Source organism: Pseudomonas sp. PDM20 (genome assembly GCF_014852575.3).
Taxonomy (GTDB): domain Bacteria; phylum Pseudomonadota; class Gammaproteobacteria; order Pseudomonadales; family Pseudomonadaceae; genus Pseudomonas.
In genome coordinates this window covers 4,798,248-4,814,851 of sequence record NZ_CM181224.1, presented here as the reverse complement: position 1 = coordinate 4,814,851, position 16,604 = coordinate 4,798,248, and the positions used below count along the sequence as shown (strand labels likewise).

The following is a 16,604-nucleotide window of genomic DNA, read 5'->3' as shown; positions in this document are numbered from 1 at the left end:
GCTAGCATGCGCCGCACCCCGTCACCGAGCCCGCGCCCATGCAGCAGCTGATCCAGCCCAACGGCCAACCGCACTACGGCATCTTTCCCGGCACCCCGGCGACCATCAATTACCGCGATTTCGACTTCCGCTCGCCGATGGGCCGGCGCCTTGGCGCATTGAGCAAGTGGCGCAGCTTCCACCAGTTCCAGTACTTCGGCCTGATCAGCCCGACGCTGATCGGCGGTTGCGCACTGGCGGATGTCAGCCTGCTCACCATCGGTTTCGTCTACCTCTACCACCCCGAGAGCGGGCGGATGATCGAGCGCCAGTTCAAGTGCCCGCTGGGCATGGGGACGAACTTCTCGCAGGCGCCCAACGACGGCGTTTGTGAACTGCGCCAGGGGCGCAACCTGCTGCGCCTGGAAAACAGCTCCGCGCCTTTCGAGAAGCGCCTGCTGGTCGAGTTGGACGACGGCACCCGCATCGACGCGCGCTTCAGCGAGGAGCAGCCGGCGTTCCAGCCCATGAGCCTCTGTACGCCAACGGCGGTGAACGGCTGGGTCTACGCGCGCAAGGTGGCCGGCGTGCAGTGCCACGGCGAGGTACGCAGCGCGCTGGGCGACTACGACCTGCGCGAGCTGGATGCCTACGCGCACCACGACTGGTCCGCCGGCTACATGCGCCGCGAGACGTTCTGGAACTGGGCCTGTCTGTCCGGCGAGACGCAAGGGCGGCGCGTCGGGCTGAACCTGTCGTGCGGGGTCAACGAGACCAGCTTCACCGAGAACTGCTACTGGCTCGACGGCCAACTGGTGAAGGTCGACACTGTGCGCTTCGAGTTCGACCGCGACCATCCGCTGCAACCCTGGACCATCCGTTCCTACGATGGCCAGGTCGAACTGCGTTTCGAGGCCCATGGGCTGCACCAGGAGCGCCTCAATCTCGGCGTGCTGGCCAGCAACTTCAAGCAGATCTTCGGGCGCTTCAGCGGCGTACTGCGACCGGCGGGACAGGCCGAGGTGCGCATCGACAACCTGTGGGGGTTCGTCGAAGACCAGTACGCGAAATGGTGAGAGAGCGATTTACACCCTGCGACAATCTGTCATTGTACGGGCTTGATTAGCTGGCTAATAATTAGTCAAATCAATTAGCCGTCCAACCTCCTACCGTACGCAGCACAATGTCAGACAACGATAAGCACTATTTCGGTACCCAACTGGCCCAGGCTTCGCGTGCATGGCGAGCCGAACTCGACCGCCGTCTCAGCCACCTCGGCCTGTCCCAGGCTCGCTGGCTGGTGTTGCTGCACCTGGCCCGTCACGCCGCCGCCCCCACCCAGCGCGAGCTGGCCCAGTCGGTCGGTGTCGAAGGTCCGACCCTGGCGCGCCTGCTCGATGGTCTCGAAGCCCAGGGGCTGGTCCGTCGCCAGGCCGTCGCCGAAGACCGCCGCGCCAAACGCATCGCCCTCACCCCCAAGGCAGACGTTCTGATCACCGATATCGAGAACATCGCCGCCGCCGTTCGCAACGAAGTGCTGGCGGGGATTTCGGAAGAAGAAATCGCGCTGTGTCAGAAAACGCTCAGTCGAATTCTCGGCAACCTCGAGCGAAACTGAGCAATTCATCACGTTATTCGGGTAAAGTAGCCATTTTTCTGGCGGTCCTTTGCAGGGCCGCTGGCCATTCGCTATCCACCCCTTAACCATTCGCCGGTTTTTCGACGATTTATCTTGACCAAACCCTGAGCACCACCTAATCCGTGATATCAGACGGCCTGTACCCTGCAAGGTACAGAGGAGTGGTGCGTTGCGGTCTGCAGTCCGGCATGGTTCCAGTGTGTGGACAGGTTCAACCTGCCGCTTTAGAGCGGTCAGGGAATGGCGTGCAGACCCGGACAATGGGATGGGGTTATGGCTCGAATAAATAGAATTCCGCTGACGCTTGCCGCACTTTCGGTTTTTGTCTCCGCTCACGCGAATGCCCTCGGGCTCGGCGATATCACGCTGCACTCCGGGCTGAACCAGCCGCTGGATGCCGAGATCGCCCTGCTCGAAACCGGCGACATGACCTCCGACGAACTCATAGCGAAGCTCGCGAGTCCCGCTGACTACGAGAACGCTGGCGTCGACCGCTTCGTGTTCCTGCAGAACCTGCGCTTCACCCCGGTGATCCGCAATGGTCGTGGCTACATCAAGGTGGTGTCCACGCAGCCGGTGCACGAGCCTTACCTGAATTTCCTGATTGCCGTGGAGCGCCCCAACGGTCGCATGCTGCGCGAGTACACCGTGCTGATCGATCCGCCGGAGTACAGCGCCAACCGCAGCGTGGCCGCCAATGTCGCGGCGCGCGACGTCGCGCCTTCGCGCTCTTCCGGTTACCGCCCGGACGCCTACCGCCCGGAGCCCGTGCGCCGCGCGCCGGCACAACCGCCGCTGCCGGCGGGTGATGGCCGCTACACCACGGTGCGCAATGACACCCTGTGGAAGATCAGTTCGCGCCTGACGGGCAGCGGCGCTTCCCGCGCGCAACTGATGGACAGCATCGTCGCGCTGAACCCGCAGGCCTTCGTCAATGGTGACCCGCACCGCCTGAAGGTGGGCCAGACGCTGATCCTGCCGCAGGGCCAGGAGCACGCCGGCAGCGCCAGCACGGCCTCGGCGCCGCAGCCTGCTTCCGCCGCCCCAGCGCCGGCTGCCGAGCAGCCCGGCGGCGCAGCCACTGCTGTGGCCAGCGCTCCGGCTCAGGCCCAGGGCAATGCTGCCGCCCCGGCAGTGCCGGCCGCTGATACCAGCGTCGCCAAGGTGGAAGCTGACCTGCTGCTGGCCAACGCCCAGCGCGACCAGATGAACCAGCGCATGGACGACCTGCAGAAGCAGCTGGTATCCCTCCAGCAGGCCCTGCAGAGCCGCGACCAGCAGGTGCAGTCGCTGCAGGCCGAACTGGATCGCCGCCAAGGCGCGGAAGCCTCCGGCAATGCCCCGGCAGCCAATGCTCCTGCAGCTGATGCACCGACCAGCAACGCCCCGACCAATGCCGTGCCCGCCGCTCCCAATGCCGTGGCGCCGGCGCAGCAGAACACCCCCGCTCCGGGCGGCGCACAGCCGGCAACCCCGGCGCAGGATGCCCAGGGCTCCGGCTTCAACTACTGGCCCTGGCTGGGTGCTGGCGCCCTTGGCGCGCTGCTGGTCGGCCTGCTGTTCGCCCGTCGCAAGCGCGAGGAAAAGCCGGTCGAGATGCCGCCCCTGCGCTCGGCTGCGCCCGAGCCGGTGAAGCCACTTCCGCAGGCCAAGCCACTGGCAGCTGCCGCGGTGGCGGCGGCTCCTGTGCCGGTGTCGCATCCGGTGGTGGTCGCCACGCCGGAACCGGGCGTCGCCCGTCTGCCTGCCGCCAGCTCGGACAGCCTGGAAGGTGCGGATATCTACATCGCCTACGGCCGCTTCACCCAGGCCCGCGACATGCTGCGCAAGGCCGTCAACGCCGAGCCGAACCGCCGCGAACTGCGCATGAAGCTGCTGCTGGTACTGGCCGAGCTGGGTGACGTGGCCGGCTTCCATGAGGAAGAGCACGCCCTGGTGGCTGCCGGTGGTGACCAGAAGCAGATCGACCAGCTCAAGTCGCGCTACCCGGCAATGCTGATTCGCCCGGAAGACACCCTGCAACCGCCCACCGGCGAGACGCTCACTGACTGGGACGACCTCGAACTGGGCGAGCCCGTAGCCACTCCCGTGGAGCAATCCAGGGCTGCGCAGGACCAACCGGACTTCGCGATGAACCTCAGCGATCTGTCGCTGGACCTGGACTGGGACAAGCTCGACAACCCCTTCGACTCCACCAAACAAGGCAAGGCTGCTGCACCCAAGGCCGCACAGGAAGTGCCGTCGGACTTCCGCAGCAATCTGCACGAGCTGCCGGAAATCACCGAGCTGGACCTGGGCGAGCACGGCGAGATGTTCGGCCATGGCAGCAAGACCATGGGCGTGGAGGAGGAACTGACCTTCGACCTGCCGGACGATATCGGCCACGAGCACGACGAGCTGCTGGCCAGCCTCGATCGCGCCCGCCAGTGCATCGACCAGGGCAACCTGGAAGAGGCCTACGGCATCCTCAAGCAGGTGATCGCCAGTGGTGACTCCAAGGCCAAGGCCGAAGCGCGCGAGCTGCTGGCGCTGATTGCCTGAGCTTAATCGCGGATGAAAAAGCCCGGCACTTGCCGGGCTTTTTCATACCTGCAGGATATCGCTCCCGCCATGCCCTGTAGGAGCGCGTCAGCATCAGGGCATAACACTGCAAACGGTTTTGCGCCGTTCCCGGCGCGGCGCCGCCTCAGAAATTACGCCCCAGGTTGATGTACACCGCGTGCTCGCTCGCATCGTTCAGGCCGTAGCTGAAGGACAGCGGCCCCAGCGGCGTCTCGAAGCCCATCAGGATGCTGCCGGCGTTGACGTAGCCGGTGTCGTAGCTGTTGTCGTTGTTCCATACCCGTCCGCGCTCCAGGCTGCCGCCCAGGTAGAAGGGGAAGTCCAGCGGCAGGAAGGAGCGCTCGGTCATGCGCCGGTAGTAGATGACCCGGCCGAGGCTGTAGTTCTGCCCGGTCAGCGCGTCCTGGCGATAGCCGGAGAGCTGCCGCGCGCCGCCGAGCAGGAAGCTCGACACCACCACGTCAGCGTCGTCGATGGTGCGCCCGTAGCCGCCGCCCAGCACCCAGGTGTTCGGGCCGCTGCTCAGCGCCTTGTCCAGGTGGAATTCCCACTGCCGGTAGCGGTCGTCGTCACCCAGGGACGGCGTGTGCTCGCGGAAGGAGGTCTGGATGTTCTCGCCCTCGCGGGGGAAGTCCACGTTGTCCATGGTGTCGAAGGAGTATTGCAGCTGGGCGTAACCCTCGGTGAAGTGGAAGTCCGGCAGGTCCTGCTCGCCCACCCGCACATCGGCCTTGCCGAAGGCCTGGGCCACGCCGAGGCGGAATTCACCGTTGTTGGCGATCTGCCGGCCCAGGTTGAGGCCGTAGCCGTAGCGCTCGAGCCGGTACTCGGCAATCGGGTCGTCGTTGTCCGTGGCCTCGACGTTCTGGGCCTCATTGAACACGTACGGAGCCACGAAGTAGCGCGAGCCCACGTCCAGCGGCTGGTAGAACTCGCTGTAGAGCTCCTGGCGGTCGCCGATCTGCAGGCGCGTCAGCCATTCCGCGCCGAGGCGGTTGATGCCGTTCATGCGGTAGCTGCCGCCGACGTTGAAGGTGCTGTCGCCGCGCAGGTCGTCGGAGAGGTTCAGGCCCAGGCGCAGGTAGTCGGTGCCGCCGCGCTTTCCGTACGCGTGGATCACCAGCACGTTGTCGGACTTGCCGTCCGCGCCCGGCTTGTTGTGCACCACGCGGTACTGCACCTGGTCGAAGTAGTCCAGGCCGTAGAGGGTGCTCATGTCACGCTGCAGGCGCTCCAGGTCCAGGTGCTCGCCCAGCGGCTGGCGGATGTAATGGAGGATGACGTCGTCGCTGACCTTGGAGTTGTTCTCCACCTCGATCCGGTCGATCACCGGTTGCCGCTCGCCCGGCGCGCGCGCTTCGGTGAGCGCAACCGCCTCGGCATCGGCGGGCTTGCGCAGTGTTGCCAGGCGCGGGGCGAGGATGCTGGTGGCGCGGTAGCCGGCGTCGATCAGTTGCGGCACGCGCCCGAAGTCGGTGGAGCTGTAGCCGCTCAGGGGCGGCTGCACGAGGATGTCGCTGGACTTCAGGGTGGCCAGCTGCGCCTCGGAGTTCTTGCGGGTCATCAGGGTGACGGACTGGTTGAGCATGTCCACCACGGTGGTCAGCTGCTTGCGGTCCAGCAGCGGGTTGCCGATGTCGACCACGATGACCACGTCGACGCCCATCTGCCGCGCCACGTCCACCGGGATGTTGTCGACCATGCCGCCGTCCACCAGCAGCTTGCCGTTGACGTCCACCGGGGCGAACACCGCCGGGATCGACATGCTGGCGCGGATCGCCTGGGGCAGGTGACCCTTGCTGAACACCACCTTCTCGCCGGTGGAGATATCGGTGGCCACCGCGCGGAAGGGGATCGCCAGCTGGTCGAAGTTGCGCGTATCGCTGGTGTGGACCAGCAGGCTCTCCAGCAGCATCGACAGGTTCTGCCCCTGGATCGCGCCCAGCGGCAGGCCGAGGGTGCCGTCGTCGCGGAAGCTGAGCTTCTGCTTCACCAGGAAGTCGCGGTCGTCCTGCTTGCGGCGGAAGGGCACGTCGACCCGTGGCGGCGAGTCGGACAGCGCCTGCTTCCAGTCCAGCCCCAGAGCCAGCTGTTCCAGCTCCCTGGGTGTATAGCCCGCGGCGTACAGGCCGCCGATGACCGCGCCCATGCTGGTGCCGGCGATGGCGTCGACGTGGATGCCCTGTTCATCCAGCGCCTTGAGCACGCCGATGTGCGCCAGACCGCGCGCGGCGCCGCCGGAGAGAACCAGGCCGATCTTCGGTGGGGTATTCGCCGCCAGGGCGCCGAGGGGAAGGAGCAGGAGGAGGGCGAACAGCAGTCGGCGCATGAAGAGAAGAGTCCGGTAGGGCGTTTCAGACCGGTATTATAGGTTCGCGTCCTACAGCAGAGTCTGATTCATGTCCGAAGCCAAAGCCGAAATCGTCATCACCTATTGCACCCAGTGCCAGTGGCTGCTGCGCGCCGCCTGGCTGGCCCAGGAACTGCTGAGCACCTTCGGCGACGACCTGGGCAAGGTCAGCCTGGCACCGGGCACCGGCGGGGTTTTCCAGATTGCCTGCGACGGCGAGCAGATCTGGGAGCGCAAGGCCGACGGCGGCTTCCCCGAGGCCAAGGTGCTCAAGCAGCGGGTGCGCGACCGCATCGATCCGCAGCGCGATCTGGGCCACAACGACCGCTCCTGAATCCGAGCTGTACCGCCCGGCAGATTAATTCGATAGCTGGCTAACTTCTTTGCTTCACATCAAAATGAGACTTGCGTCTCGCTTTTAGGCTGGTGGCATCCATTCTCCGCAAAGGATGCCCGCCATGAGCATCATCGTCACAGGCGCTGCCGGGTTCATCGGCAGCAACCTCGTCAAGGCGCTGAACCAGCGCGGCGAGACCGACATCATCGCGGTCGACGACCTGACCGAAGGCGACAAGTTCGCCAACCTCGCCGATTGCGACATCAGCGATTACCTCGACAAGCGCGACTTCATCGAGCGCTACGCGCGCGGTGACTTCGGCGTGGTGCGCGCGCTGCTGCACCAGGGCGCCTGCTCCAGCACCATGGAGCGCGACGGGCGCTACATGATGGACAACAACTACCGCTACAGCTGCGAGTTGCTGGACGCCAGCCTGTCGCTGGGCGTGCCGTTCCTCTACGCCTCGTCGGCAGCGGTATACGGCGGTGGCCATGAGTTCCGCGAGATGCGCTCCTGCGAGAAGCCGCTGAACGTCTACGGCTATTCGAAGTTCCTCTTCGACCAGCGCGTACGCAAGGTACTGCCCACTGCTCGCACCCAGGTTGCCGGCTTCCGTTACTTCAACGTCTATGGCCCGCGCGAGCAGCACAAGGGCCGCATGGCCTCGGTGGCCTTCCACTGCTTCAACCAGTTCCGCGAGACCGGCAAGGTCAGGCTGTTCGGCGAATACGGTGACTATCCGGCCGGCGGCCACCTGCGCGACTTCGTTTCGGTGGAGGACGTGGCGAAGGTCAACCTGCACTTCCTCGACAACCCCGAGCGCAGCGGCATCTTCAACCTCGGCAGCGGCCGTGCCCAGCCGTTCAACGACGTGGCCCTGGCGGTGATCAACACCCTGCGCGAACAGCAGGACCTGCAGCCGCTGACCCTGGACGCGGCTATCCGCGCCGGATTGCTGGAGTACACCGAGTTCCCGGATGAGCTGCGTGGCAAGTACCAGTGCTACACCTGCGCCGATATCGCCTTCCTCCGCGAGGCGGGCTACCGCGCGCCGATGATGGGCGTGGAAGAGGGCGTGCAGCGCTATTGCCGGTGGTTGCTGCAACAGGACTGATACCGCTTGTATCGGGCTTTTTACCCAGTCTTTACCGACTGCTGACACTGCGCGGGGGGCAGGCGCGAGACAATTCTCACCACGAACGGCGGGCGGTGGATCGCCCGTGACTGGAGGTGAAATGAAGCTGTCCTCGCGCATCGCGCTCAAATCCGTCGCCACGTTGCTGGCCCTGAGCCTCTCGGCTGCGGCCGTGGCAGGGCCCCATGGCGGCCCCGGTGGGCCGGGCGGCCCGGGACCGGGTCCGTACCATGGCTGGGGCCCGGGGCATGGCTATGGCCTGCCGGATTACGCGCGGGAAGTCTGGATCGGCAGCATGCTCTACTTCGTCGCCGCCGGGACCTACTACCTGTGGAACGCCGACCGCCGCCAGTACGTCGCGGTGGAGACGCCGCCAGCCGTGCAGGCTGCCCCGACCACCAGCTACGAAGTGATCGCCTATCCCGCCAGTGGCCAGTCGCCGGAGCAGCAGAGCCGTGACCGCTACGAGTGCCATACCTGGGCCGTCGGCCAGAGCGGTTTCGACCCGGCCGCCGCCACCCAGGCGCCGCCGGCGGGCCAATCCGACACCTACCGCCGCGCGCTGGGCGCCTGCCTGAGCGGGCGCGGCTACAGCATCAACTGATTTCCCGGCGCCTGATCCGCAGGCGCCACACCGAACAGGCCGCCACGCAGGCTGTCGTGCGATGAATCCTTGGCATTCCCTCCCCGGGGCAAGGTTCGAGTTTCGCATGCTGCGCGGCGGCCTTCTTTTTGCCCGGGACTTCCTGGGAACCATGCATCAACCTGCAGGAGCGCGCCATGCGCGCGAATCGCGGGCATGGCGCGCTCCTACAAGTGAAACCTAGTGCGATCCACGCGCGCTGAGGAAGGTCGCGAAGATGATCAGCACGCCGCCCGCCAGCATGCGCAGGCTCGGTTCTTCGCCGAACAGTACGGTGGCGAAGGCGATGCCGTAGACCGGCTCCAGGGCGAAGATCACCGCCGCCGTACGCGCCTTGATCAGCCGCAGGCTGGCGACGAAAAGGCTGTGGGCGACGCCGGTGCAGAGTACGCCCAGGGCGACCAGCCAGAGCCAGTCCATGCCGCGCACCGAGGGCAGGTCGAGCAGTACCAGCGGCAGCAGGCAGGCGATGATCGTCAGGTTCTGGCACAGCGCCGCCTGGATCGGGTCGATGCCGCGCACGCTCACCCGGTTGGCCAGCGACAGCAGGGCGAACAGCAGGCCGGAGAGGGTGCCCCAGAGCAGGCCGGCGGTGGCGCCGTCGTGCAGGTCCAGGGTCGGCGTGACCATCACCAGGCCAATGCACACCAATGCCACTACCAGGTACTCGCCCCTGCGGATGCGCTCGCGGAACAGCAGGCCCTCCAGCAGCACGGTGAAGGCCGGGAAGCTGGCGAAGCCGAGGGTGGCCACCGCCACGTTGCCCACCTTCACCGCGAGGAAGAAGGTCAGCCAGTGCGTACACAGCAACACGCCGCCGCCCAGCAGCATGGCGGCCTGTTTCAGCGTGGGGCGCTTCTGTTCACGCAGATGTCCGGCGAATACCGCCGCCAGTGACAGCGAGCCGAACAGCGCGCGGCCGAAGACGATGACCAGGGGGCCGGCGAGGATGAGTTTGCCGAAGATGCCGGACAGCCCGAACATCAGGGCGCCGATGTGCAGGCCGATCAGGGCGCCGCGGGGAGTGAGTTCAGTAACGCGCTTCATGCCTGAGCTCCCGCCGACTGTCGTGGTGGGGCCTTGTCTGGAAAGAGGAAGGCGCGCCAGGCCAGCCGGCGCGCGGTGAAACGAGGCTCAGGCGAGCCGCGCACCATTGGGCAGCGGCTTGTCGAAACCGGCCAGTACCACTTTCTCGTCGCTGTCGTAGGCGCCGGTGACCAGCACTTCCGAGCGCACGCCGGCGATGGATTTTGGCTCGAAATTGCACACGCACAGCACCTGGCGGCCAATCAGCTCGTTGGCGTCATAGTGTGCGGTGATCTGCGCGCTGGACGTCTTGATCCCCAACGGGCCGAGGTCGACCTGGAGGATGTAGGCGGGCTTGCGCGCCTTTACGTTGGGTTCGGCCTGAATGATGGTGCCCACGCGCAGTTCGACGCGCTCGAAATCCTGCCACTCGATGGTGTCTGCCGACATCGCAGCTCCTGCTGGTTTGCTTGATTGCCGGCAGTCTAGGTTGCTGGCGCGCGGTTGTCTGTCGCGCGGCTAGCGGGAATTGTCGCGCGACTGCTGACGCAGTTGGCGCGGGGTGGTGCCGAACTGGCGGACGAGGGCGGCGGTGAAGGCGCTCTGCGAGGCGTAGCCGACCTGCGCGGCGATCTCGCCGACCGACTGGTGCGAGCCGCGCAGCAGGTCGCGGCCCAGGTGCAGGCGGCGCTGGCGCACGTAGTCCATGGGCGTCTGCCCGGTTTCGGCGAGGAAGCGCGCATGGAAGCGCGCCGCGGACAATCCGGCGAGCCGCGCCAGGTCCGCCACCTGCAGCGGGTGCGCGGCATGCCGGTCGATGTAGCTGTCGAGGCTGGCCAGCGGCAGTTGCGCCGATTCGTCGAGGCGCTGCTGGCCGGCGGCGAGGCTGGCGAGCAGCAGGATGGCGCCCTGGCGCGCCAGCACCGGATCATGCAGCGAGCTGCCGGCGAGCCAGTGCACCAGCTGCGCCTGGTCGTTGCTGAGCAGGCGCTGGCCGGGGGTTTCCAGAAGGCGGCGGCCGGCATCGCTGTGCAGGCCGAGGCCGCCGAGCAGGTCTTCCTCGTCTTCCAGGTCCACCACCAGGCAGCGGCTGCCATCGGGGCTGGCGCAGGCGTGGTGCTCGTCACGCGGCACCACGGCGAAGGTCTGCCGGGTCACCAGGCTGCCGCGACCGCCCACTTCGAAATCCAGGCTGCCGGACAGCCCCAGCACCAGCTGCGCATGGCTGTGGCTGTGGGCGAGGTGGTCATGGCTGTACTGGCGCAGGGAGAGAATCTGGCTCATGCAAGGCTGCTTTCATGCTGGCGGGCAGGCTGACAGTCTAGCGCGCCGAGGGCTGTAACGGGACTGTCGCGAGTCGGTCACCTTCGCTTCACCGCGCGGGTCGACACTCGGAGAAACCCCACCGGAGGTCGCCGACGATGAGCAGCGCGCAACGCATGACGCCGACGAAGAAACAACGGGTACGCACCCTGTGGATATCCGATGTCCACCTGGGCACCCGCGATTGCCAGGCCGAGCACCTGGCCGGCTTCCTCAAGCGCTACCACGCCGACCGCATCTACCTGGTGGGCGACATCATCGATGGCTGGAAGCTGCGCGGCGGCATCTACTGGCCGCAGGCGCACACCAACGTGATCCGCCGCCTGCTGACCATGAGCAAGCGCGGCACCGAGGTGATCTACGTCACCGGCAACCACGACGAATTCCTGCGCCGCTATTCCTCGCTGCTGCTGGGCAACATCCGCCTGGTCGACGAGATCGTCCACACCACCGCTGACGGTCGTCAGTTGCTGGTGATCCACGGCGACCAGTTCGACGTGATCACCCGCTACCACAAGTGGCTGGCCTTCCTCGGCGACTCCGCCTATGAGTTCACCCTGACCCTCAACCGCTGGCTCAACCATTGGCGCAGCCGCTATGGCTACGGCTACTGGTCGCTGTCGGCGTACCTCAAGCACAAGGTGAAGACGGCGGTGAACTTCATCAGCGACTTCGAGGAAGCCATCGCCCACGAGGTGCACAAGCGCGGCCTCAACGGCGTGGTCTGCGGGCACATCCACCATGCGGAAATCCGCCAGATCGGCGAGGTGGAATACCTCAACTGCGGCGACTGGGTAGAGTCCTGCTCGGCGCTGATCGAGCACTGGGATGGCAGCATCCAGCTCTACCGACTGGCCGAGGAGCAGGCGCGCGCCGAGGAGCCCGTGGTGGTCGAGTCGGCAGCATGAGGCTGCTGATCGTCACCGATGCCTGGCTGCCGCAGGTCAACGGCGTGGTCACCAGCCTGAAGGCGCTGGTGGCCGAGCTGGAAGGGCAGGGCCACGTGGTCGGCCTGCTCTCCCCGCAGGACTTTCGCCACCGTCCGTGCCCGAGCTACCCGGAGATCCCGCTGGCGTGGGACCTGTGGAAGATCGGCGAGAAGATCGCCGGCTTCGCTCCTGACTGCGTCCACCTCGCTACCGAGGGCCCGTTGGGGTGGGCCGCGCGGCGATGGCTGGTACGCCGGGGCCTGAAATTCAGCAGCGCCATCCACACGCGCTTTCCCGAATACGTGAACACCCGTTGGCCCTGGCTGCCGCTGGGCTGGGGCTATGCCTTCCTGCGCCGCTTCCATGCACCCAGCGCAGCCGTGCTGGTCAGCAGCGAGCGCATGCGTAGCACGTTCGCCGATCACGCCTTCGACAACCTCGCGCTCTGGCGCAAGGGTGTGGATATCCAGCGTTTCCAGCCGGGGGCGGGCGCACCGCTGGACGAGCCGGTGTTCCTCTATGTCGGCCGGCTGGCGCAGGAAAAGAACCTCGAAGCCTTTCTCGCCCTCGACCTGCCGGGGCGCAAGCGCGCGGTAGGCGACGGCCCGCAGCGGGCCGCGCTGGAAGCGATTTATCCACAGGTGGAATTCCTTGGCTATCGCCACGGCGACGAACTCGCCGAGGCCTACCGCAAAGCCAGCGTGCTGGTCTTCCCCTCGCTGACTGACACCCTCGGCCTGGTGATGTATGAGGCGCTGGCGTGCGGCACGCCAGTGGCGGCGTTCCCGGTGGCGGGGCCGCTGGATGTGCTGGAACAGGGCGTCACCGGAGTGATGGACGCCGACCTGCGCAGCGCCTGCCTGCGGGCACTGGAACTGGATCGCCAGGTCTGCGCGCAGTGGGCACGGGGGCAGACCTGGCAGGCATCGGCGCAGGAGTTCCTGGCGCTTCAGGTACGCCTGTCGGAGATGCCGGTCAGTGATGAACCGGGCTATGCAGGCAACTGATCAGAACAGCTGGCGGTCGTGGTCCAGGCTCTGGTCCACCAGCCACTTACCGTGGGCGATGGACGCGTGCTGGGCCTTTTCCAGGTCCGACATGAAGGCGTATTCAACCGGCAGCGTCTTGCGCCTGGTGGTCTGCCCGTCCGGGGCGGTGATGTGGCAGCCGGCGGCCCAGGGAGTTGGCAGGCCGGGGTGTTCGACGACATCGGCGGTGATGGTGTACTTGCGGTACTCGCATTGCATCAGGCTCATGGGGCGTCCTCCTGGCTATTCACCAACGGCCCACGCAGGGCGGCTGGCGAGCGGAACGGTGCCGGCGTCATGCGCGGGCAAGCCTCGTTAACCCCCAACATAGACCACCAGGACAAGCCTTTCGCCGGATACCGACGAACGCGAATGTCATCTTCGCCGGAGATTTTCCGCCCGAATCTTCCCAATGCCGATGCACCGCGCCAGACTGTCGGCCATGCCAATCCAGACCCTTTCCCGTCTCGCCGAAGTCGATGCCCGCCAGTGGGACGCCCTGTTGCCGGACGACCAGCCGTTCCTGCGCCACGCCTTTCTCTCCGCGCTGGAGGAAAGCGGCAGCGTCGGCGGCCGTACCGGTTGGAAGCCGTCCCATCGCGTGCTGCTGGGTGACGATGGCCGCTTGCTGGCCGCTGCGCCGGCCTATCTGAAAAGCCATTCCTACGGCGAGTACGTGTTCGACTGGAGCTGGGCGGATGCCTGCCTGCGCGCCGGCATCCCCTACTACCCCAAGCTGCTGGTGGGCATTCCCTTCACGCCGGTCGGCGGCGCCCGCCTGCTGGGCGCGCCCGAGGCGGCGCTGAGCCTTGTTGGCGCGCTGGCGGGCGAAGTGGACGAGGGGCATTGCTCCGGCGTGCACGTGAACTTCACCGATACCGCCGCCGATGCATTGCTGCGCGATGCCGATGGCTGGCTGGAGCGCCTGGGCTGCCAGTACCACTGGAGCAACCGCGGCTACCGCGATTTCCAGGACTTCCTCGACGCGCTCAGCTCGCGCAAGCGCAAGCAGTTGCGCAAGGAGCGCGAGCAGGTCGCCGGGCTCGGGCTGGACTTCGTCTGGATGGAGGGGCGCGAGCTGTCCGAGGCGCACTGGGACTTCGTCTACGCCTGCTACAGCAGTACCTATGAGGTACGCGGGCAGGCGCCTTACCTGAGCCGCGCGTTCTTCAGCCTGATCGGCGAGCGCATGCCCGAGGCGATCCGCGTGGTCTTCGCCCACCAGAATGGCCGGCCCGTGGCCATGGCCTTCAGCCTGCTGGGCGGCGACACGCTGTACGGCCGCTACTGGGGCTGCCTGGCGGAGTTCGACCGGCTGCACTTCGAAACCTGCTTCTACCAGGGGCTGGACTTCGCCATCGGCCATGGCCTCAAGCGCTTCGACGCCGGAGCGCAGGGCGAGCACAAGCTGATCCGTGGCTTCGAGCCGGTGATCACGCGCTCCTGGCATCGACTGGGGCATCCGGGGCTGCGTGACGCGGTGGAGGAGTTCCTGGTGGGGGAGAGGGCGGGCATCCTGGCTTACGCCGAAGAGGCCCGCGCAGCGCTGCCGTATCGGCAGGATTGACGCCTGTAATTCCCTGTAGGAGCGGGCCATGCCCGCGACCGCGCGCATGGCGCGCTCCTACAGGTCAGTTGCGTAGCTTGCCGGCAACTGTGGATAAGGTTCGCGGTTATTCCGGCTTCGCCTCACCCTTGCCCGGCAGCATGCGCACCAGGGTGTTGTCGCGGCTGATGTAGTGGTGGAACAGCGCGGCCAGCGCGTGAATGCCGATCAGCCAGTAGCCGAGCACGGCGATGGTCTCGTGCCAGTACTTCACCTGCTTGGCCAGGTCCGGGTTCTTGGCCACCAGGTGCGGCAGCTCCAGGCCCCAGAACGGTACCGGCTTGTCGGCGGCGCTGAGGATGATCCAGCCGGCCAGCGGCAGGCCGATCATCAGGCCGTAGAGCGCCAGGTGCGCGAGCTTCGCCAGCACCATCTGCCAGGCCGGCGGCGCCGGGACGATCGGCGGGGTGGGGTAGATGAAGCGGCCGATGATACGCAGCCAGACCAGCACGAAGACGCTCAGGCCGAACATGAAGTGAAACTGGGAAAACAGCGCACGGGTGTCGCTGCCTTTGGGGAAGTTGGTGCGGTACTCCATGCAGAAGTACGTAGCGGCAATCAGCACCAGCATGATCCAGTGCAGGGCAATGGACAGGCTGCCGTAGCGTGACGGGGACTTGGAAAGGCTCATGACGGTTCCTTGTGTGGCTCTTTTTCGTGCGCCGCGTTCTGACGACGGGGCTGTCAATCTGAGCATAGAGCCTTAAGCGTGCCTGAAAAACCGTGAAGCCAAAGTGAAAGGGCCGCAATGTGCGGCCCTTTTGATGTCGGTCAGCCTTCGTCGTCGGCTGACTGGCGGGAGCGGATGGCGTTCACCAGCCGCTTGGCCAGGGCTGGATAGTCTTCGTCGAAGTGGTGGCCGCCGGGCAGTTGCAGGTTCTCACCCACCGACTGCGGCTGAGTACAGCCGCTTTCGTCCTTCTCTTCGATGCCGTACACGCAGAGCACTTTCGGCCCCGGCAGACGAGCCATTTCCGGGCCGGTGGAGGCTTCCTGGCCGGCCTTGCCGAGCCAGCCCTGCACCTCGATCTCGAAGCTGCCGCTGCGGGCGAAGGCCAGCAGGATCACCGAGCTGACGTCCTTCTTGGCGTCCGCCGGCAGGCGGTTGTAGATCGCCGGCAGCACGTCGGCGCCGAACGAGTAACCGGCCAGCACGAAGTGCTTGGCGCCCCATTTCTCGCGGTAGTGCTGCATCAGCAGGGCGAGGTCGGCGGCGCTCTGTTCCGGGGTCTTGTGCTCCCAGAAGTAGCGCAGGGCATCGACGCCCACCACCGGATAGCCCAGCTCGGCCATCTGCGCCGCGACGTCGCGGTCCAGGTCGCGCCAGCCGCCGTCGCCCGAGTAGAACAGGGTGACGGTTTCCGAGGGCTTGGCGGCCGGGACTTCCACCACCGGCACGTTGTCGCCACCGCCTTGTAGCTGCTGTCGCAGCTGGTCGGCGAGGACCTTGGGCAGCGGGGTGTCGTAGTCGGTGATCACCGTCTCGGCGTTCTTCAGGCCGCGGGCGAAGCGCGCGCTGGCGTCGTCCGGGTTGTCGTTCCAGGCGGCCAGCCAGTGGCCGTGGGCGGCAGTCGTCGGCAGCGGGGTGGCGGCGCAGTCGGGCTTCTCCAGGGAGAAACCGACCGACAGGGCCTTGGCCTTGTCGTCAGTCTGCCCGGCGAGCCAGCGGAAGGCCCAGGCGCTGCCCGGACCGATGCCGGCGACCAGGGTCGGCTGGCCGTCGAGCAGCTCGCCGGCAGCCTTGATGCGGGCCTGCTGGGTGGCGCAGTCCTTTTCCGGGAAGACGAACTGCACCACGCGGGCGCCGCTGTCGTGGGCCAGGGCCAGCAATTGGCCGTCGTCGAGTTTCTGGTCGGCCTGCACGGCCAGCAGTACACGGGCGTTCGGTTGCTTGCCGGGGATGGCCAGGGCGACGGCACTGCCGTCGGCGAGCTGGCGGTGTTCGAGGGAAGCCTGGGAAGCCGGCCGGCTCCACAGCAGCAGACCCACGGCGATGATGACCAGCAGGAGGAGGGCGAGCAGGTGTCGCCAGCGTCGTTTCAACATA

At 66.5% G+C, this 16,604-nt stretch carries 17 protein-coding genes; 9 read left to right on the top strand and 8 right to left on the bottom strand.

Annotated elements, in window-relative coordinates:
- Positions 1 to 38 precede the first annotated feature (38 nt).
- From IB261_RS22000 to IB261_RS21990, 3 genes are all read left to right on the top strand, one after another.
- Complete coding sequence (locus IB261_RS22000) at positions 39 to 1,055, top strand: DUF2804 domain-containing protein (RefSeq protein ID WP_192381150.1); 1,017 nt, start codon at positions 39 to 41, stop codon at positions 1,053 to 1,055.
- A gap of 107 nt (positions 1,056 to 1,162) precedes the next feature.
- A complete protein-coding gene (gene slyA, locus IB261_RS21995) occupies positions 1,163 to 1,597 on the top strand; it encodes a transcriptional regulator SlyA (RefSeq protein WP_081520269.1) in 435 nt (144 codons plus the stop codon).
- A gap of 294 nt (positions 1,598 to 1,891) precedes the next feature.
- Entirely contained in the window at positions 1,892 to 4,159 is a 2,268-nt protein-coding gene (locus IB261_RS21990; RefSeq protein ID WP_192381151.1) for a FimV/HubP family polar landmark protein, read from the top strand.
- Positions 4,160 to 4,304: 145 nt separating this feature from the next.
- Here IB261_RS21990 and IB261_RS21985 read toward each other — a convergent pair whose 3' ends face one another.
- The gene (locus tag IB261_RS21985) at positions 4,305 to 6,509 is read right to left on the bottom strand and encodes a patatin-like phospholipase family protein (RefSeq protein ID WP_192381152.1); all 2,205 of its coding nucleotides are present in this window, start codon (positions 6,507 to 6,509) and stop codon (positions 4,305 to 4,307) included.
- Between the two features lie 70 nt (positions 6,510 to 6,579).
- Here IB261_RS21985 and IB261_RS21980 point away from each other — a divergent pair, with 70 nt between their 5' ends.
- From IB261_RS21980 to IB261_RS21970, 3 genes are all read left to right on the top strand, one after another.
- Positions 6,580 to 6,864, top strand: a complete 285-nt coding sequence (locus IB261_RS21980; RefSeq protein WP_192381153.1) for an Rdx family protein — start codon at positions 6,580 to 6,582, stop codon at positions 6,862 to 6,864.
- Between the two features lie 124 nt (positions 6,865 to 6,988).
- On the top strand, positions 6,989 to 7,981 hold the full coding sequence (gene rfaD, locus IB261_RS21975) for an ADP-glyceromanno-heptose 6-epimerase (RefSeq protein WP_192209748.1): 993 nt from the start codon (positions 6,989 to 6,991) through the stop codon (positions 7,979 to 7,981).
- A gap of 121 nt (positions 7,982 to 8,102) precedes the next feature.
- Complete coding sequence (locus IB261_RS21970; RefSeq protein WP_081520274.1) at positions 8,103 to 8,606, top strand: hypothetical protein; 504 nt, start codon at positions 8,103 to 8,105, stop codon at positions 8,604 to 8,606.
- Here the strand turns inward: IB261_RS21970 and IB261_RS21965 are convergent.
- From IB261_RS21965 to IB261_RS21950, 4 genes are all read right to left on the bottom strand, one after another.
- Positions 8,591 to 8,803, bottom strand: a complete 213-nt coding sequence (locus IB261_RS21965; RefSeq protein ID WP_151187929.1) for a hypothetical protein — start codon at positions 8,801 to 8,803, stop codon at positions 8,591 to 8,593. The genes IB261_RS21970 and IB261_RS21965 overlap by 16 nt on opposite strands.
- 22 nt (positions 8,804 to 8,825) lie before the next feature.
- A complete protein-coding gene (locus IB261_RS21960; RefSeq protein WP_192381154.1) occupies positions 8,826 to 9,692 on the bottom strand; it encodes a DMT family transporter in 867 nt (288 codons plus the stop codon).
- 87 nt (positions 9,693 to 9,779) lie between these two features.
- Positions 9,780 to 10,121 (bottom strand): tRNA-binding protein, encoded by a 342-nt coding sequence (locus IB261_RS21955; protein ID WP_192381155.1) that lies wholly within the window; start codon positions 10,119 to 10,121, stop codon positions 9,780 to 9,782.
- A 69-nt stretch (positions 10,122 to 10,190) separates the two neighbouring features.
- On the bottom strand, positions 10,191 to 10,955 hold the full coding sequence (locus IB261_RS21950) for a helix-turn-helix transcriptional regulator (protein WP_192224128.1): 765 nt from the start codon (positions 10,953 to 10,955) through the stop codon (positions 10,191 to 10,193).
- Between the two features lie 137 nt (positions 10,956 to 11,092).
- Between IB261_RS21950 and IB261_RS21945 the strand changes: the two genes are divergently transcribed.
- On the top strand, positions 11,093 to 11,902 hold the full coding sequence (locus IB261_RS21945) for a UDP-2,3-diacylglucosamine diphosphatase (protein WP_192224129.1): 810 nt from the start codon (positions 11,093 to 11,095) through the stop codon (positions 11,900 to 11,902).
- Positions 11,899 to 12,930, top strand: a complete 1,032-nt coding sequence (locus IB261_RS21940) for a glycosyltransferase family 4 protein (protein ID WP_192381156.1) — start codon at positions 11,899 to 11,901, stop codon at positions 12,928 to 12,930. The genes IB261_RS21945 and IB261_RS21940 overlap by 4 nt, the downstream gene beginning before the upstream one ends.
- On the opposite strand, the gene IB261_RS21935 is transcribed toward IB261_RS21940, so the two are convergent.
- Positions 12,931 to 13,179 (bottom strand): hypothetical protein, encoded by a 249-nt coding sequence (locus IB261_RS21935; RefSeq protein WP_081520280.1) that lies wholly within the window; start codon positions 13,177 to 13,179, stop codon positions 12,931 to 12,933.
- A gap of 214 nt (positions 13,180 to 13,393) precedes the next feature.
- Here IB261_RS21935 and IB261_RS21930 point away from each other — a divergent pair, with 214 nt between their 5' ends.
- Positions 13,394 to 14,518 (top strand): GNAT family N-acetyltransferase, encoded by a 1,125-nt coding sequence (locus IB261_RS21930; RefSeq protein ID WP_192224131.1) that lies wholly within the window; start codon positions 13,394 to 13,396, stop codon positions 14,516 to 14,518.
- 106 nt (positions 14,519 to 14,624) lie between these two features.
- Here the strand turns inward: IB261_RS21930 and IB261_RS21925 are convergent, their stop codons facing one another.
- The gene (locus tag IB261_RS21925) at positions 14,625 to 15,188 is read right to left on the bottom strand and encodes a cytochrome b (protein WP_081520281.1); all 564 of its coding nucleotides are present in this window, start codon (positions 15,186 to 15,188) and stop codon (positions 14,625 to 14,627) included.
- Positions 15,189 to 15,328: 140 nt separating this feature from the next.
- On the bottom strand, positions 15,329 to 16,603 hold the full coding sequence (locus tag IB261_RS21920; RefSeq protein ID WP_192209745.1) for a virulence factor family protein: 1,275 nt from the start codon (positions 16,601 to 16,603) through the stop codon (positions 15,329 to 15,331).
- Position 16,604: the final 1 nt, after the last annotated feature.